Here is a 15,211-nt window from a genome sequence, read left to right as displayed (position 1 = left end):
TGGAAAGGGCAGGGATGCGAATCTCTGCCCTTTTTTTGTGGGAGGTGTCGTGGAGTTCAATCTTGTCAGGCTGGTCATAACCCTGCGCCTGGATTCGGACATTGCCGACCCTCTGGCCCTGTTCGGACTCAATTCCTGTTTTGCGGAGGCTTTTCGCCGCACCAGCAAGTGCGAGGGGACGCACGATACAGAATGTCCTTACTCTCGCAGCTTTTCCCAGTCACTCAGTACCGACCCTGCTGCTGTCAGGCGCCACCAGAAGCCACCCCTGCCGTTTGCCTTTTCTCTACCGTTATTGCCGTCACCCCCGAATCGGGGGGGGCAGGTGGAGATTTCCCTGACCCTGGTCGGGGCTGCCATCCAGGATGTGTCCTTCTACCTGGACGCTCTTGCTTGCGCATTCAGCCGTTTCGGACCGGCGGGCAGGTACACCGCCGTGCCCCTCAGGGCTGACACCGTTGATTACTATGGGGCGCGTACCCTTTTCTGGGAACTGGGGAAAAGGGTGTGTGACGAGAACCTGATCCTCCTTTCCGCAGAAGGTATTCAACAGATAGGCACCCTTGCCGCGGACGAAGTAAAGCTGCGCATCGTTACCCCCTTGCGGCTTTTGAGCGGCGGGAAACCGGTTCGCGAGCTGACGTTTTCTTCCCTGGTTCGCTGTCTGTTCAGGCGCATTACGTCTCTCGCCTATTATTATGGCGGCCATGAAACCGGTCTTGATTTCAGATGGCTTGCGGAGCGCAGCCTGCACGTCAGCTGCACGGACGGAGATTTTTATTGGCAGGGAGATGCCGGTAAGCATGGCGGCATCGTGGGGAGCGGCACCTTCCGTGGTGACCTGAGCGAATTTCATCCGTTTCTTCTCCTCGGTGAGTACCTGCAGTGCGGAAAGGGGGCAGCATACGGTTATGGGGCCTTCCGGCTGGAAAAGTCGTCCGGAGACTTGTCTTAGCCCTATCTGCGGTTAAACTTACGTGAGAAACCTCGTTGCATGGACGGGCGCGTACCAGGAAGGCGGGAGATGCGTGAAAAAGCGGTCTGAAACGATTACTGAATGTGTTATAGCGGTCAGGAAAAAGCTCGACAGTGTAAAGAGCGACACCAGGAAGGCGAGCCGCCGCATCAAGGAGATGCAGGAGCTGAACAGCCTGTTGAGTGACGACAGTCGACAATTGGCAAAGCTTGACAACCTGCCGGAGGCTGAGGAGAAAGGGTCGCACTGATGGGTCCGACTTTCTGGAAACCGTTGCTGATCATGCTGGTGCTGGCGGTTTTTTTCAACCTGTTCTACGGCATGATCCTGCAGCAGTCTGCGGAACGTGGCGCCGAAATCAGCTACAGCCGCTTTCGCCAAGAGTTGACCGCCGACAATATTGGGAAGGTCACGCTCAAAGGCGCGTCCATCAAGGGTGAGTTCCGCACCAAGGTCGCCGTTCCTGTTGTGGTGCAGGGGAAGCAGACGACGCGCGAGGTGACGGCCTTCTCCACCACCATGCCGGCCATTGCCGATCCGCACCTGATGGACGATTTGACGACGAAAAAGGTTGAAATTGTCGCGCTGTCTACCGAAAGTTCCCCCTATGTCGCCGTTCTGTTCAGTTTCCTCCCGTGGCTCCTCATCCTTGGGATATGGTGGTTTGCGATGCGGGGGATGAAAGGGCAGGGGCCGGGAGCCATGCTGGGAGGTTTTGCCAAGTCCGGCGCACGGATGTACGACGCGGGGGATAAGGTCAAGGTCACCTTTGACGATGTTGCCGGCATGGAGAATGCGAAGCAGGAATTGCGAGAGGTCGTCGAGTTCCTCCGGGACCCGAAGAAATTCCAACGGATCGGCGGCAAGGTCCCCAAAGGGGTGCTGCTGGTGGGACCGCCGGGTACGGGAAAGACCCTCCTGGCCCGGGCGGTTGCTGGTGAGGCGGAGGTGGCGTTCTTCTCCATCTCCGCGTCCCAGTTCATCGAGATGTTTGTCGGTGTCGGCGCGAGCCGGGTCCGGGATCTCTTTACCAATGCCAAGAAGTCGGCACCGAGCATCGTTTTTATCGACGAACTCGATGCGGTGGGGCGGAGCCGGGGGGCCGGTTTTGGGGGCGGCCATGACGAACGGGAGCAGACTCTTAACCAGCTCCTCTCGGAAATGGATGGCTTCGACTCCCATGACGAGGTGATCGTGCTTGCCGCCACCAACCGTCCGGATGTGCTCGATCCGGCCCTTCTCCGGCCGGGCCGGTTCGACCGGCACGTAGTGATCGATCGCCCCGACTGGCGTGACCGGGAACAGATCCTCAAGGTTCACGTCCGCAAGATTGCCATGGACCGGGACGTGGACCTGGCCGTCATCGCCCGGGGGACACCGGGAATGACCGGCGCCGACCTGGAAAGCCTGGTGAACGAGGCGGCCATCCAGGCGGCCCGCGAAAATGCGCCGGTCGTCACCATGTCCCACCTGGAGAAGGCGAAGGACAAGATCCTGATGGGTGGTGAACGGAAGATGTTCATCTCCGACCAGGAAAAAAGCATCACCGCCTATCACGAGGCGGGTCATGTCCTGGTGGCGAAACTCCTTCCTGGCACCGATCCGATCCACAAGGTTACCATCATACCGCGCGGCATGGCCTTGGGTGTGACCCAGCAGCTCCCCGAGGACGACCGTTACCACTACCCCAAGGCATATTTGGTGAATCGCATCTGCGTGGCGCTGGGGGGGAGGGTTGCCGAACGGCTGGTATTCAACGATCTTTCTTCCGGTGCCCAGAGCGATCTGAAGATGGTGACGGATCTGGCGGAGAAGATGGTCTGCCAGTGGGGGATGAGCGACAAGATCGGCGCCATGACCTTTTCCCGCGGCGAGGAGCATCCTTTTCTCGGCCGGAAGCTGGCGGAGGAAAAGAGTTTCTCCGAGCAGATGGCCTGGGTGATCGATCAGGAGATAGCTGCCATCATCAAGGAAGCGGAAGTAAAGGCGGAAGGGCTGGTGGTTGCCAGTCGTCCCAAACTCGATGCCCTGGCCAAGGCGCTTCTTGAGGAAGAGACCCTTGACGGGAAACGGGTGGACGAGATACTCTCTACGTCGTGACCCTCCCCTGACTCTACCAGACTATTCCACCTCGACCCGTTGTATCCCCTCCGGCCGCCAGGCCGGGGAAATGACCCTCGAACCCTTTTCCTCGCCGTCAACGAGGCTCCCGAAGGTGACGGCAAACTCCCCGTAACGGTTGTTGACACTGTCCATGGCACAGGTGGCCAGGGCTTTTTTTCGCTCCGGCCCGAACAGGGGGAGCTGTTCACCCTGGTAACAGAGGTTGGTGATGCGCACCCCCAGGAGCCGGACCGGCTGGGCGAGGCTGATACTGTCCAGGAGTTCCACTGCCGTCCGGTAGAGCTCGTCGCTCCGGTTTGTGTAAGCACGGCGGGTGGTCTGACGACTGAAGGTTGTGAAATCGGCGTAGCGGACCGTGAGGGTGACGGTTTTTCCCAGGACTCCATGTCGCCTGGCCCGCCGGCCGACCATCTCGGCCAGCTGCAGGAGCCAGCGGAGAATATCGTTCCGCCGCTCGATGTCCCGGTCGAATGTGGTGCTGTGGCCGACTGACTTGACCTCTTCCGCCTCCGCCGCCGGTACCACCGGGGAGTCGTCCTCCCCGAGCCCCATCCGGTGGAGACGTTCACCGATGACGCCGAAGTGCCGGGTGAGGATATCAACCGGAAATCGCCCCAGCTCACCGCAGGTCGCGATGCCGTAACGGGCCAGGGCGCGCTGGGTGGTGGCGCCAATGCCGCACAACTCCCTGACGGGGAGCCGTTCCAGGAGATGCGGTATCTCTTCCGGGCGGATGATGGTAAGCCCGTCCGGTTTTTTCATCTCCGAGGCGAGTTTGGCGAGGAGCTTGTTGGGGGCGATGCCGACGGAGCAGGTGAGGCCGAAGTGGTGCCGGATACGGGCTTTCATGAGGTGGGCGACCTGCTCCCCCGAGCCGAACAGCCGAAGTGAGCCGGTAAGGTCGAGGAATGCCTCGTCGATGGAAAACACCTCCACCAGCGGGGTGAAATCGTGGAGCATGGCCATGATGCTGCGGGAGATATGGGTGTAGATCCGGTTGTTGGTAGTAACCAGGATGAGGCCGGGGCAGGCCTCCTTCGCCTCATGGACCCGCATGCCGGTCTTGACCCCAAAGGCGCGCGCCTCATAGGAGGCGGTCAGGATGACGGTCCGCCCCGCCGCGCCGATGACGGCGATCGGTTTGCCCCGGAGGTGTGGGTTTGTCTGTTGCTCCACCGAGGCGAAGAAGGCGTTCATGTCCAGGTGAAGGATGGTGCGATCGTGGATCCGCGCATGTGGGTGTGTGAACGGGTTGTTTTCTGCCATTGACTCCCCTGTCATTGCACGTCTACCGTAGCCAGCCTCCAGGCATGGGCCATGGCGTTGTAGGTCAGCTCGAAGAGGGTTGCCCCATCGCTGACAGCGAAGTGGAAAACGGTGGCAGCTCCCTGTCGTTCCTCCCAGCTGGAGGTGACCTGCAGGATTTCGTATTTGTGCCGGCGCCAGTCGAACCAGACCGGTCTGATGCAGTCCCCCGGCCCGAAGATGACGGCCACCCGAATATGTTCCCCAATTTTTTGCATCATGGTCAACGGTGAAAGGTGAATAGTGAAAGGTGAACAACAGCACCCGTTACCATTTGTCCTTTGCGCTCCTCATTCCAACGGCCGGTAGATTCCCACCACCTTGCCGATAATATTCACCTCTCCCTCTCCATCCCGAACGATGATCGCCGACAGGTTGGGGTTCTCGGGTTGCAGGCGGATGTGCCCCTTTTCCCGGTAAAACCTTTTCAGGGTGGCCTCGCCGTCGACCATGGCAACGACGATGTCCCGGTTTTCCGCCGTCGCCTGGGGACGGATCAGGGCCAGGTCCCCCTCCAGGATGGCGGCGTTGATCATGGAGTCCCCCCTGACCCGCAGAAAAAAAGCTCCTCCCGACCGGGTATGTTCGCGATCGATGGCGAAATACCCCTCGATCTCCTCCATGGCAGGCTGGGGGAGGCCGGCCCTCACCACTCCCACGATGGGGAGGGAGACGGCGGCGGCCATCGCCGGTCGGGCCAGGGCGATGCCCCGGGAATCTCCCGGCTCCCGCCGAATGAATCCCTTCCGGGCCAGGGCTTCCAGGTGCTTCATCACGCCGAGGGTGCCGTTTATTCCGAGGTGGGCGGCGATCTCCCGCAGGGTGGGTGGGTAGCCGCGCCTTTCCAGGCTGGCGGTGATGTGATTGAGAACCTTCTGTTGGCGGGGGGTAAGTGGTCCCATCCGGTACTCCTTTGAGCACGGTTTACATCTGGCTTGTGTGGAGCAGTGGTTGTCAAATGACAACCAAATTGTAGCGACAGAAGTTCAACCTGTCAAGGGGGAGTTTTGCCGAGAGCGGCATGGAACACCGCTACAAACAGTTGACAATCGCGGTTTCTGCGGCGAGAATGGACTGGCATGCATCAAGTCAACTGTGGTGGTGTGGCGCACCATGTCCCCGGTTGTTTTTTACTGCCTGTGGAGGAGATTTGGATACCGTCCTGCTGGAATGCATCATCATTGCGGTTCTTATCGTTATCAACGGCTATTTCGCCTGTTCGGAATTTGCCATCATTTCCATCCGGAAGAGCAAGGTCGCCCAGCTGGTGGAGAGTGGAGACAAGCGGGCGGAGGTGGTGCAAGGGCTTCAGAAAGACCCTCATCGTTTGCTCGCCATCGTGCAGATCGGGGTGACGGTCGTCGGTTCAACGGCTTCGGCGGTTGGCGGAATCATTGCCGTTGAACACCTGAAACCGTTCCTGCTAACGGCATCTTCCACCATGGTGCGGAATGCCGCCGAGCCCATCTCGGTCACCGTCGTGGTTGTCATTGTATCGTATTTCTCTCTGGTTCTCGGTGAACTGGTCCCCAAAACCATCGGTCTGCAGTATGCCGACACCGTGGCTCTCCGGGTTGCAGGCTCTATCAACCTGCTGGAGCGGGTCGGTGGCATTGCCGTCTCATTCCTGACGCTCTCCAGCAGGGCGGTCTTCCGGATTATGCGGATCAAGGGGGAAAAGCGGGCGTTCATCACGCGGGAAGAGGTGCAGCATATTGTGGCCGAAGGGCATGAAACCGGGGTGTTCAGTGCCACGGAGCATGAGTACATCAAGAACATCTTCGACTTTACCCATACCGCGGTGCGGGAGGTGATGGTCCCCCGCACCCGGATGGCAGCCCTCGACCTTGAGCTTTCCCGAGAGGAGATGCTCCGCTTCATTCTCGATAACCAGTATTCCCGCTATCCCGTGTTTCGCGACAGCATCGAGAACATCGTTGGGTTCATCCACGGCAAGGACTTCCTCGGGCGGATGGTGAGTGATCCCCACTTTGACATTACCACCATAACCCGTCCGCCGTTCTATGTTCCGGAGGGGAAAAAGGTCAACGAGCTCTTGAAAGAGATGCAACGCAACCGGGTGCACATGGCGCTTGTGGTGGACGAATACGGGGGGATCAGCGGCCTGGTCACTACCGAGGACCTGCTGGAAGAACTGGTGGGGGAAATCGAGGACGAACACGACATTGGCGAACCGCGGCGGGTGCAGAAGCTTCCCGATGGCAGCCTGGTGGTGGACGCCCTGATATCCATAAGCGACCTGAAAGACCTGCTCTCCATAAAGATGGAGGATGACCTCCCCTACGATACCCTGGCCGGGCTCATCCTGGCGGAACTCGGCCGGTTCCCCGAAAAAGGGGAAGTGCTGGTCTGGCAGCAGTATCTCCTTACCTGTGAAGAGGTGAAGAAAACGGCCATCGTCAAGGTGCGGATCAGTGAAGTACGTAATGATCAGTAATCCGAAGTGATTGGGCTGGAGGGCTCGATGGACCGCAAGATTTTTTTTGCATTGGTGACGTTTTTTCTGCTTGCCCTGGCGTCCACGCTGGTGTTCAAGCTTCTTTCACCCATGTTCGTCCCCCTCGGGTGGGCGATGATTCTCGGGATTGTCACCTTTCCGCTCTACGAAAAGTTGCATCGGCGCCTTCGGGGCCGGGAGACGGTGGCGGCAGCCGTCATGACGGTGGGCATAGTGCTGACACTGGTCATTCCCTTTGTCGGGCTCGCGTTCTTCCTTGTCCAGCAGGGGGTGGTTGCCTACCAGTACCTGGAGACGGCCACATCCCAAGGGGGGAGTGGGGCCATGCTGGAGAGGGTCGCCCATCATCCTGCCATTGCGCCGTTAATTGATCGCATCTGGCCGTACCTGAAACCCCTGGGAATCGACATGGAGGGGACCATCATTCCGGCTGCCAAGAAGCTCGCGGCGTCCTTTCTCGACTATGCAACGGGGATGATTGCCAACCTGTTCGTTTTCGTCTTCATGCTTATCATCATGCTGGTAGTTCTTTTCTTCATCTACCGTGACGGGCGGCGCTTCCAGGAGCGGTTCTGGTCCGTGATCCCCTTGAGCGAGGCACACCGGAAAAAGCTTGAAGATACCCTGGGGAAGGTGGTTTCGGCGGTGGTCTTCGGGTTGCTCGTGACCTGCCTCATCCAGGGGGCGCTTGGCGGTGTCGGTTTCTGGTTTACCGGACTCCCGTCGCCGGCCCTGTTCGGTGCCCTGATGGCCTTTTGTGCCCTGATTCCCGCGGTGGGAACCGCCCTGATCTGGGGGCCGGGCGCCCTCTACCTCTTCGTGCAGGGGGAGACGACCATGGCGGTTGTACTCGTACTCTGGGGGGTGATTGTGGTCGGCTCCATTGACAACTTTATCCGCCCCATCCTTACCGCTGGAAAGGCAAATCTCTCGTTCCTGATGACTATCATCGGGGCGCTCGGAGGGGTGATCACCTTCGGCTTCATCGGCATCGTCACCGGACCGGTCATCCTGGCGCTGTTCATGGCTCTGTTCGATATCTGCCGGGAGGAACTCTTCCCGGGGTCGCCGGCGGAGCCGGAAACCCCGGGGACGAATGACGGGAATTAGGGGGTGTGCGACTTGTGCCCTTTTTGCGGAGCGAGGGTGATGGAGGTAAGGATGGCCAGGGTGAGGGTACCGATGATGACACCGAGGGAGAAATAGACGGGCACGTGGATGATGTCCGTCAGAAGCATTTTCCCCCCCACATAGGCAAGGATGAAGGAGACCCCCAGTTTCAGGTAGGCGAACATCTCCATGACGTTAGCCAGCAGGTAGTAGAGGGACCTGAGCCCCATGATGGCGAAAACGTTGGAGGTGTAGACGATGAACGGGTCGCGGGTTACCGCCAGTACCGCCGGGATTGAATCTACGGCGAAGATGACATCGCTCGATTCGACTACCAGCAGTGTCAGGAAAAGGGGGGTGGCGGCCAGAATCCCCCCCTTATTGATGAAAAACCGGTCGCCCCTGATCCTTTTAGTGATCGGGACGAATTTTCGCACCAGACGCACCAGCAGGTTCTTTTCCGGTTCGATCTTCTCTTCCCCGCCGAACGCCATCTTTATCCCTGTGAAAATCAGAATTCCGCCGAACACGTAGATCATCCAGTGGAACCGCTCGATCAGTTCGATCCCGACGAGAATGAAGACCGCCCGCATCAGGAGCGCGCCGATGATTCCCCATTTGAGGATCTTGGGCTGGTGTGCTTTGGTAATGTGGAAATAGCCGAAGATCATGATGAAGACGAACAGGTTGTCAACCGACAGGGACTCCTCGATGAGGTAACCGGTGAAGAACTCCAGCGCCTTGGTCGGCCCCATGGAAAAATAGATCCAGACGTTGAAGGCGAGCGCCAGGGAAACCCAGACGAGGGTCCAGGCAAGGGCCTCGCGAAAACTGATGGCGTGGCTCTTGCGGTTGAATATCCCCAGGTCGAGGACGAACATCACGGTGATAATGGCGCCAAAGCCGAGCCAGAGCATGGTTTGCGAAGTCATGACGGTTACTCCCTGCGGTTGGTTAAAGTGAGTGGTTTCCCTTATCCCTTGACGTCATGACCGGGTTCGACCACATAGGGCTGATGCAGCTTGACCGGCGTCCCTTTGCCACGGAGTCGCAGGTTCAGCATCTCCACCATGACGGAGAATGCCATGGCAAAGTAGATGTACCCTTTCGGTATGTGCATGTCAAGACCGTCTCCCACTAGGGCAACACCGATGAGGATGAGGAAGGAGAGGGCGAGCACCTTGATGGTCGGGTGCCGGTCGACGAAGGCACTAATCTTGCCGGCAAAAAGCATCATGAACCCCACCGCCAGCACGACGGCCGCTACCATGACCGCCAGCCGGTTGGCCATCCCCAGGGCGGTTATGATGGAATCGAGGGAGAAGACTATGTCCAGCAGCATGATCTGGACGAGGACACCGACAAACGATGCGGCCGCGCGGGCGGACGAGTGCCCTTCCTCGCCCTCCAGCTTCTCGTGAATTTCCAGCGTGCTTTTCCCCAGCAGGAAGAGCCCCCCTGTGATGAGGATGAGGTCACGCCCCGATATCTCCCAGTTGCGGAGCGAAAAAAGGGGTGTGGTCAGTCCCATGAGCCAGGTGAGGGAGAAGAGGAGTGCCACCCGAGTGATGAGCGCCAGGCCAAGACCGATGATCCTTGCCTTCTCCTGCTGATGGTGAGGGAGTTTTCCCGCCAGGATGGAGATGAAGATGATGTTGTCGATGCCGAGGACGATTTCCAGTGCGGTGAGTGTGGCAAGGGCCAGCCAGACCTGTGGATCCGTCAACCATTCCATGTAGATACCTCGATAACCTGAATTTATTCAGGAACATACACCGAATCGCTCGGCCGGATCCCCGGTAACGATGGGTTTCAGCCCCTACGAACAAAAAAAAGACCTTTACCCATGGCGCGGAATCCGCCCTGGATAAAGGTCTTGCATGCGAAGGATCACGTCCTGTGCCCCGGGCCCGGGTGTTGCCACCGTCTTGACGGGCGTCGGGTCGACCATTTCTCCGGCCGATTGCTACTCCCCTTTATTGCTTCGGGGATGATACCCGCTACAACTCCAGCCTGTCAACAGGAAATTGCCGGTTCGTCAGTTCGGGGGGAATCCGGCCTTGCAATTTGCGGTTTAATCTTTTACCATCCCGGGAGTAACTCAGGAGGAAACTTGTGGATATGGCCGTGTTTTTCAGCACCTTCGGCATTATATTCCTGGCCGAACTTGGTGACAAGACCCAGTTGACCGCCATGGCCCTTGCCACCAAGCACCCGTGGAAAAAGATATTTATCGGTATCGCCCTCGCCTTTGCCCTTCTGAATGTGGGGGCGGTACTGGTTGGCAAGCTGCTGTTCGCGTTCCTTCCCCTGTTCTGGATCAAGCTCGTGTCCGGCGGCCTGTTCCTCTTTTTCGGTGTAAGCACGCTGCGCTCCGTCGGGTTCGACGAAGAAGAGGAGGAGGCTGAAGAACGGGGCCTCACGGGGCGGGGGCCGGTGGTTATCTCCTTCTTCATGATCCTCCTGGCGGAGCTGGGGGACAAGACCCAGCTGGTCACCACCAGTCTGGCGGCCCAGCACGAATCGTTCCTGGCGGTATATGCCGGCTCGACCCTGGCCCTCTGGGCTGTTTCCCTGATCGGCATCTTCGTCGGCAAGCAGCTGACCCGCTTCATTCCCCTGGCCCACATCCACCGGGGAGCGGGAACCCTTTTCCTCATTTTCGGTGCGGTCATCCTCTACCAGGTCCTGGCCGGGTGAGGGAATCCGCTGTGCACTATCACGGCGCTAGCCTCATTGGAGGGATAGCACCTTGACCCGGCAGAGTCAGATGTCCGACAGACATATCGAAAAAGTCTTCCTCTACCTGCTTGCCCTCTCCGTGTTGCTCCACGTGGCGATCTTTGCCGTCATCCTCATGGCTCCCGAGAAAAAAACGGTAGCAAAACAGGAGCCGGTAATGATCGATCTCCAGGACCTCCCCCCCGTCAGCCAGCCATCTGCCAGGAATGAGAAGGAAGTTCAGCGCCAGGCTGAACAGTTTCGGCGCGTTCCCCGGGAGACTGCCCCCAAGGGAGAGAGGGAGCGGGACCGGCTAGCCCCCCCGCCGCTCAGGTCTGCACCGGCCCAGCCCTCTATGCCACGGCAGGCTCCAGGGAAGGAGCGGGGCGAGAGTCGGCCGGCGGAAAGGGGGAACGTGCCCCTCAAAGAATCCCCCCGCGGGGTGGATGTCTTCAAGCCGAAGGCGCAACCGGGACCCGACCTCGCAAAGCTCTTGCCGAGCGCCGACAGGATGGCGCACCTGGAAGAGAGCTACCGGAAGAAATACGGACCGGAGGTTGCGGAGGGGGAAACCAGGTTCCTCAACACCGACGACATCATGTTCGGGTCGTTTCTTCGCCGGTTCGAGACCTCGGTCTACGGCGTCTGGCGCTATCCCCAGGAGGCTGCACAGCTCGGTATCGAAGGAGTTACGCCGGTGAGGATAACCTTCAACCGGCGTGGAGAGATCGAAAAGGTGGAAATACTCGAAAGTTCGGGAAGTCGGATTCTGGACAACGAGGTGCTGCGCACCCTGCGGATGGTCGGGCCGATTGGCGGCTTTCCCCGTGGTTACGATAAGGACCAGTTCAACCTGATCGCCTTTTTCCAGTACGGGATCACCCGGGGGGGAAGTCGCGGCATGCTGCACTGACGGGGACACACTGAAAGATACATTGAAGGGGGGGATCCCCCCCATTTTATTTGGCCAGCTTTTCCTTAAGGAACTTACGGAACTCGCCGTTGAACTCCTCCCGCTTCAAAGCCAGATCGACCGTGGCCTTCAGGAATCCCAGCTTGTCGCCGCAGTCGTGGCGTACACCCTCGAACAGACAGCCATAAATAGCCTCTTCCCCGGCGAGTTTGACGAGGGCGTCGGTCAGCTGAATTTCCCCCCCCTTGCCCGGCTCCTGTTTTTCCAGGATCGGAAAGATGTCCGGCGTCAGGATGTAGCGGCCTATGATGGCCATATCCGACGGGGCGTCCTTCGGTTTCGGTTTCTCCACCAGGTCGGTGACCTCGTAAACCTGGTCGGTTATATGGTTGGCCTTGACGCAGCCGTAGGATGAGATATTTGCAATCGGCACTTTTTCCAGGGCGAGGACTGTTCCCCGGTATTTCCGGTAGACCTCCAGAAGCTGGCCGAGGCAGGGCTTTTCACTGTCGATTATGTCGTCTCCCAGGAGGACGGCGAACGGCTCGTCCCCCACGAAGTCCCGGGCGCAGAGGATGGCGTGGCCAAGCCCGAGCGCCTGTTTCTGGCGGACATAGAAGATATTGACCATTTCGGCGATATGCCGCATCTGGGAGAGTTCAACGTCCTTCCCCTTTTCGTAGAGGAGCGCTTCCAGTTCGAAGGAGATGTCGAAGTGGTCTTCGAGGGCCCGCTTGTTCCGGCCGGTGACGAAGAGTATCTGTTCGATTCCCGCCGCCACCGCTTCTTCCACCACGTACTGCACCAGCGGCTTGTCGATGAGGGGAAGCATCTCCTTGGGGGTAGACTTGGTGGCGGGGAGGAACCGGGTGCCGAGCCCTGCCACGGGGAATACCGCTTTCTTTATCTGCATCAGCGTATCTCCTTGATGATCTCCGGAATCAGCTCTTCCCGCCCCATGGCCATGATATGGATACCGTCGCAGTGGTGGCGGGCGGCCGCCGCGAGGCGGGAGGCGATTTCCACTCCCTTGGCGACCGGGTCGGAAGCCTCCTCCAGTTCGGCAATTATATGGTCGGGCACCTTGAGCCCCGGGATGTGCCGTGTCATGTAGCGGGCCATACCGGCGGACTTGAGGAGGATGATGCCGGCGATGACCTTGACGCTGAGGGGTCTGACGGCCGTGGTGAATGCGGCCAGCCGGTCCGGGTCAAAGATGGCCTGGGTCTGGAAGAAACGGGCCCCGGCGGTGGCTTTTTTCTGCAGTTTGAAGAGGGTCAGTTCGAACGGTTCTGCCTCCGGTGCCGCCGCGGCACCGGCGAAGAAGGCTGGAGCACCCTGGAGCCGGTTGCCGGCCAGGTCGAAACCGCTTTCCAGGGTGGAGATTGCCTGGAGAAGCTGGACAGAATCCAGGTCGAAGACCGGCTTTCCTTGCCGGTGGTCGCCGAAGGAGATGTGGTCGCCGGTGAGTGCCAGGATGTTGCCGATACCGAGGGCTGCCGCACCGAGTAGGTCGCTCTGCAGTGCCATCCGGTTACGGTCGCGGCAGGTGATCTGGTAGACCGGCTCGATCCCCTCCCGGACCAGGAGCGTCGCCACCGCCAGGGGGGCGATGCGCATGTTGGCCCCCTGGTTGTCGGTGACATTGATGGCGTCAACCTGTCCCTTCAGGACCCGCGCCTTGCCGAGGAATTCGCCGCAGTCGGCCCCTTTGGGGGGGCAGACCTCAGAGGTGATGACGAACTGACCGGAGGCGAGTTTTTGCTGGAGTCGTGAGATCATATAGTCACCAAAACCTGCCACAGGGACGCGGAGAGAACCAACTGCATTATAGTAGCAAGGATGGACAGGATTTACAGGACAAGAACAAAAAAAATGATTTCCATCCGGACTATCTGGAACATCCCTGTTAGTTTCTCCGCGCTTCTGTGGCGGATTTGACGGTTATTTGTCGAGTTTCAGCTTTCCCGGTTTGAGCATTCGGGAGAAATCCTTGCCAGGGGCGATTTTTTTCAGATTCTCCGTGGCCTGCTGTTCCTTGAGGCGCTGGTATATCTGGTGCCAGACGCACTCCGCCTCCGGGTCGGTTTCGCAGTGCCCTTCGTCCATGCCGCCGCAGGGGCCGTTCAAAAGCCCCTTGGGACAGACGGTTACCGGGCAGATGCCGGCGGTTTCGGTGAGGATACATTCGCCGCAGAGGGAACAGCGCTGTTCGAACTGGCCGAAGCGCCGGATATTGCCGAGGAAAAGGGTGTCTGCTCCGGCAATGGTCGGCTTGCCAGAACTGGCGGCGATGGATTGGACGCCGGCACCGCAGGCAAGTACGAGAAGGGCGTGAGCTTCCTCCACCATCTCCTTCCTGGTCCGCAGGTCGCGGCCGACTCGCAGCATGTGGCATGCCTCGTCGATGACGACGGAACCGGTCACCTCCTTGCCGGCAGAGGTGAGGGATTCTTGCATCTGCCAGATTTCTTCCTCTCCCCCCGATTTGCAGACCGTCGCGCACTTGGCGCAGCCGACCAGGAAGACACGGGAACGCCCGTCAAGGCTGGCGAGGATATCTGCGAACGGTTTCTGTTTGCTGACAATCATGGTTCGCTAGCGCTCCCCGTGAAAGGTGAATAGTGAATGGTGGATAACGCTGGAAAGCGCTTTCCACGCCTTTTTCTTTTCACTGTTCACTTTTCACTGTTCTTTTAGCCGACTCCACGGTGTTGTAGAGAAGCATGGTGATGGTCATGGGGCCTACCCCGCCCGGGACCGGCGTGATGGCGGCGGCACGCTCGCTGGCGGCGGCGTACTCAACGTCCCCCACGAGCTTCCGGTCGCCGACCCGGTTTACCCCTACGTCGATTACGACCGCCCCGGGCTTTATCCACTCCCCCTTGATCATCTCCGGCACCCCGACGGCGGCGATGACGACGTCGGCCTGCCCGACTTTGGCGGCCAGGTCCCGGGTCCGGGAGTGGCATATGGTGACGGTCGCATGCTGTTGCAGACACATGAGGGCGACCGGCTTGCCGACGATGTTGGAGCGGCCGACCACCACCACGTCCTTCCCCTTCAGGTCGACCCCCGTCTCCTTCAGCATGACCATGACACCGTAGGGGGTGCAGGGCTGGAAGAGGGGTTTGCCGACCACCAGGCGGCCGACGTTGTAGGGATGAAAACCGTCCGCATCCTTGGCGGGTGAAATGGCCTCCAGCACTTTTTCCGTATCGATCTGTTTTGGAAGGGGGAGCTGGACCAGGATGCCATGGATGCGCGGATCCAGGTTCAGCTTGTCGATGAGGGCCAGCAGATCCGTTTCGCTGGTTTCTGCCGGCAGTTTGTGCTCATCGGAAAAGATCCCCACGTCCTGGCAGGCCTTTTCCTTCATGCTGACATATACCTTGCTGGCCGGATCTTCACCCACCAGCACCACCGCCAGTCCTGGCTGAACCCCTTGGCCGGCAAGGGTTTTCACGTCGTTGGCTATTTCGCCGCGGATCTTGGCCGCAATGGCTTTACCGTCTATGATCTGGGCCACAGTCGTACTCCCTCCATGCGTTGTAATGTCCGGAAATAATAGAAAACGGGGGGG

General features: G+C 59.3%; 16 protein-coding genes. 7 read left to right on the top strand and 9 right to left on the bottom strand.

Translation table 11 applies throughout. From position 1 onward, the window contains the following. Nucleotides 1-49 precede the first annotated feature (49 nt). From cas6 to ftsH, 3 genes are all read left to right on the top strand, one after another. On the top strand, nt 50-955 hold the full coding sequence (cas6, locus tag LDN04_RS15475; RefSeq protein ID WP_223912644.1) for a CRISPR system precrRNA processing endoribonuclease RAMP protein Cas6: 906 nt from the start codon (nt 50-52) through the stop codon (nt 953-955). 73 nt (nt 956-1,028) lie between these two features. Then, nucleotides 1,029-1,226, top strand: coding sequence for a hypothetical protein (locus LDN04_RS15470; RefSeq protein ID WP_223912642.1), 198 nt, complete (start codon nt 1,029-1,031; stop codon nt 1,224-1,226). Next, nucleotides 1,226-3,076, top strand: a complete 1,851-nt coding sequence (gene ftsH, locus LDN04_RS15465) for an ATP-dependent zinc metalloprotease FtsH (RefSeq protein ID WP_223912639.1) — start codon at nt 1,226-1,228, stop codon at nt 3,074-3,076. Before LDN04_RS15470 ends, ftsH begins: the two co-directional genes overlap by 1 nt. Before the next feature lie 21 nt (nt 3,077-3,097). Here ftsH and dinB read toward each other — a convergent pair whose 3' ends face one another. The 3 genes from dinB to lexA form a co-directional block, all read right to left on the bottom strand. Next, nucleotides 3,098-4,366: a DNA polymerase IV gene (gene dinB / locus LDN04_RS15460; protein ID WP_223912636.1), complete on the bottom strand. Its 1,269-nt coding sequence runs from the start codon at nt 4,364-4,366 to the stop codon at nt 3,098-3,100. A gap of 11 nt (nt 4,367-4,377) precedes the next feature. Further along, nucleotides 4,378-4,626, bottom strand: a complete 249-nt coding sequence (locus LDN04_RS15455; protein ID WP_223912625.1) for a hypothetical protein — start codon at nt 4,624-4,626, stop codon at nt 4,378-4,380. Nucleotides 4,627-4,695: 69 nt separating this feature from the next. Continuing rightward, complete coding sequence (lexA, locus tag LDN04_RS15450) at nt 4,696-5,307, bottom strand: transcriptional repressor LexA (RefSeq protein ID WP_223912622.1); 612 nt, start codon at nt 5,305-5,307, stop codon at nt 4,696-4,698. A 248-nt stretch (nt 5,308-5,555) separates the two neighbouring features. Between lexA and LDN04_RS15445 the strand changes: the two genes are divergently transcribed. Further along, a complete protein-coding gene (locus LDN04_RS15445) occupies nt 5,556-6,863 on the top strand; it encodes a hemolysin family protein (RefSeq protein ID WP_223912618.1) in 1,308 nt (435 codons plus the stop codon). 27 nt (nt 6,864-6,890) lie between these two features. Then, the gene (locus LDN04_RS15440; protein WP_223912615.1) at nt 6,891-7,994 is read left to right on the top strand and encodes an AI-2E family transporter; all 1,104 of its coding nucleotides are present in this window, start codon (nt 6,891-6,893) and stop codon (nt 7,992-7,994) included. On the opposite strand, the gene LDN04_RS15435 is transcribed toward LDN04_RS15440, so the two are convergent. Both LDN04_RS15435 and LDN04_RS15430 read right to left on the bottom strand, forming a co-directional pair. After that, entirely contained in the window at nt 7,991-8,926 is a 936-nt protein-coding gene (locus LDN04_RS15435) for a TerC family protein (protein ID WP_223912610.1), read from the bottom strand. The genes LDN04_RS15440 and LDN04_RS15435 overlap by 4 nt on opposite strands. A gap of 41 nt (nt 8,927-8,967) precedes the next feature. Further along, a complete protein-coding gene (locus tag LDN04_RS15430) occupies nt 8,968-9,729 on the bottom strand; it encodes a TerC family protein (RefSeq protein WP_223912605.1) in 762 nt (253 codons plus the stop codon). Nucleotides 9,730-10,109: 380 nt separating this feature from the next. Between LDN04_RS15430 and LDN04_RS15425 the strand changes: the two genes are divergently transcribed. Further along, complete coding sequence (locus LDN04_RS15425; RefSeq protein WP_223912603.1) at nt 10,110-10,694, top strand: TMEM165/GDT1 family protein; 585 nt, start codon at nt 10,110-10,112, stop codon at nt 10,692-10,694. Nucleotides 10,695-10,764: 70 nt separating this feature from the next. Continuing rightward, nucleotides 10,765-11,628: an energy transducer TonB gene (locus LDN04_RS15420; RefSeq protein ID WP_223912601.1), complete on the top strand. Its 864-nt coding sequence runs from the start codon at nt 10,765-10,767 to the stop codon at nt 11,626-11,628. A gap of 46 nt (nt 11,629-11,674) precedes the next feature. Here the strand turns inward: LDN04_RS15420 and galU are convergent, their stop codons facing one another. The 4 genes from galU to folD all read right to left on the bottom strand — a co-directional run bounded on the left by galU (nt 11,675) and on the right by folD (nt 15,157). Then, a complete protein-coding gene (galU, locus tag LDN04_RS15415) occupies nt 11,675-12,541 on the bottom strand; it encodes a UTP--glucose-1-phosphate uridylyltransferase GalU (RefSeq protein WP_223912598.1) in 867 nt (288 codons plus the stop codon). After that, a complete protein-coding gene (locus LDN04_RS15410; RefSeq protein ID WP_223912596.1) occupies nt 12,541-13,410 on the bottom strand; it encodes a methylenetetrahydrofolate reductase in 870 nt (289 codons plus the stop codon). Before LDN04_RS15410 ends, galU begins: the two co-directional genes overlap by 1 nt. A 162-nt stretch (nt 13,411-13,572) precedes the next feature. After that, nucleotides 13,573-14,220, bottom strand: coding sequence for a methylenetetrahydrofolate reductase C-terminal domain-containing protein (locus LDN04_RS15405; RefSeq protein WP_223912593.1), 648 nt, complete (start codon nt 14,218-14,220; stop codon nt 13,573-13,575). Nucleotides 14,221-14,299: 79 nt separating this feature from the next. Further along, entirely contained in the window at nt 14,300-15,157 is an 858-nt protein-coding gene (folD, locus tag LDN04_RS15400; protein WP_223912590.1) for a bifunctional methylenetetrahydrofolate dehydrogenase/methenyltetrahydrofolate cyclohydrolase FolD, read from the bottom strand. Nucleotides 15,158-15,211 lie beyond the last annotated feature (54 nt).

This window comes from Geobacter sp. AOG1 (assembly GCF_019972315.1).
In the GTDB taxonomy this organism is placed as follows: domain Bacteria; phylum Desulfobacterota; class Desulfuromonadia; order Geobacterales; family Geobacteraceae; genus Geomobilimonas.
Note: the sequence above shows the minus strand (reverse complement) of the source record. Positions and strands in the feature narration are given on the sequence as shown.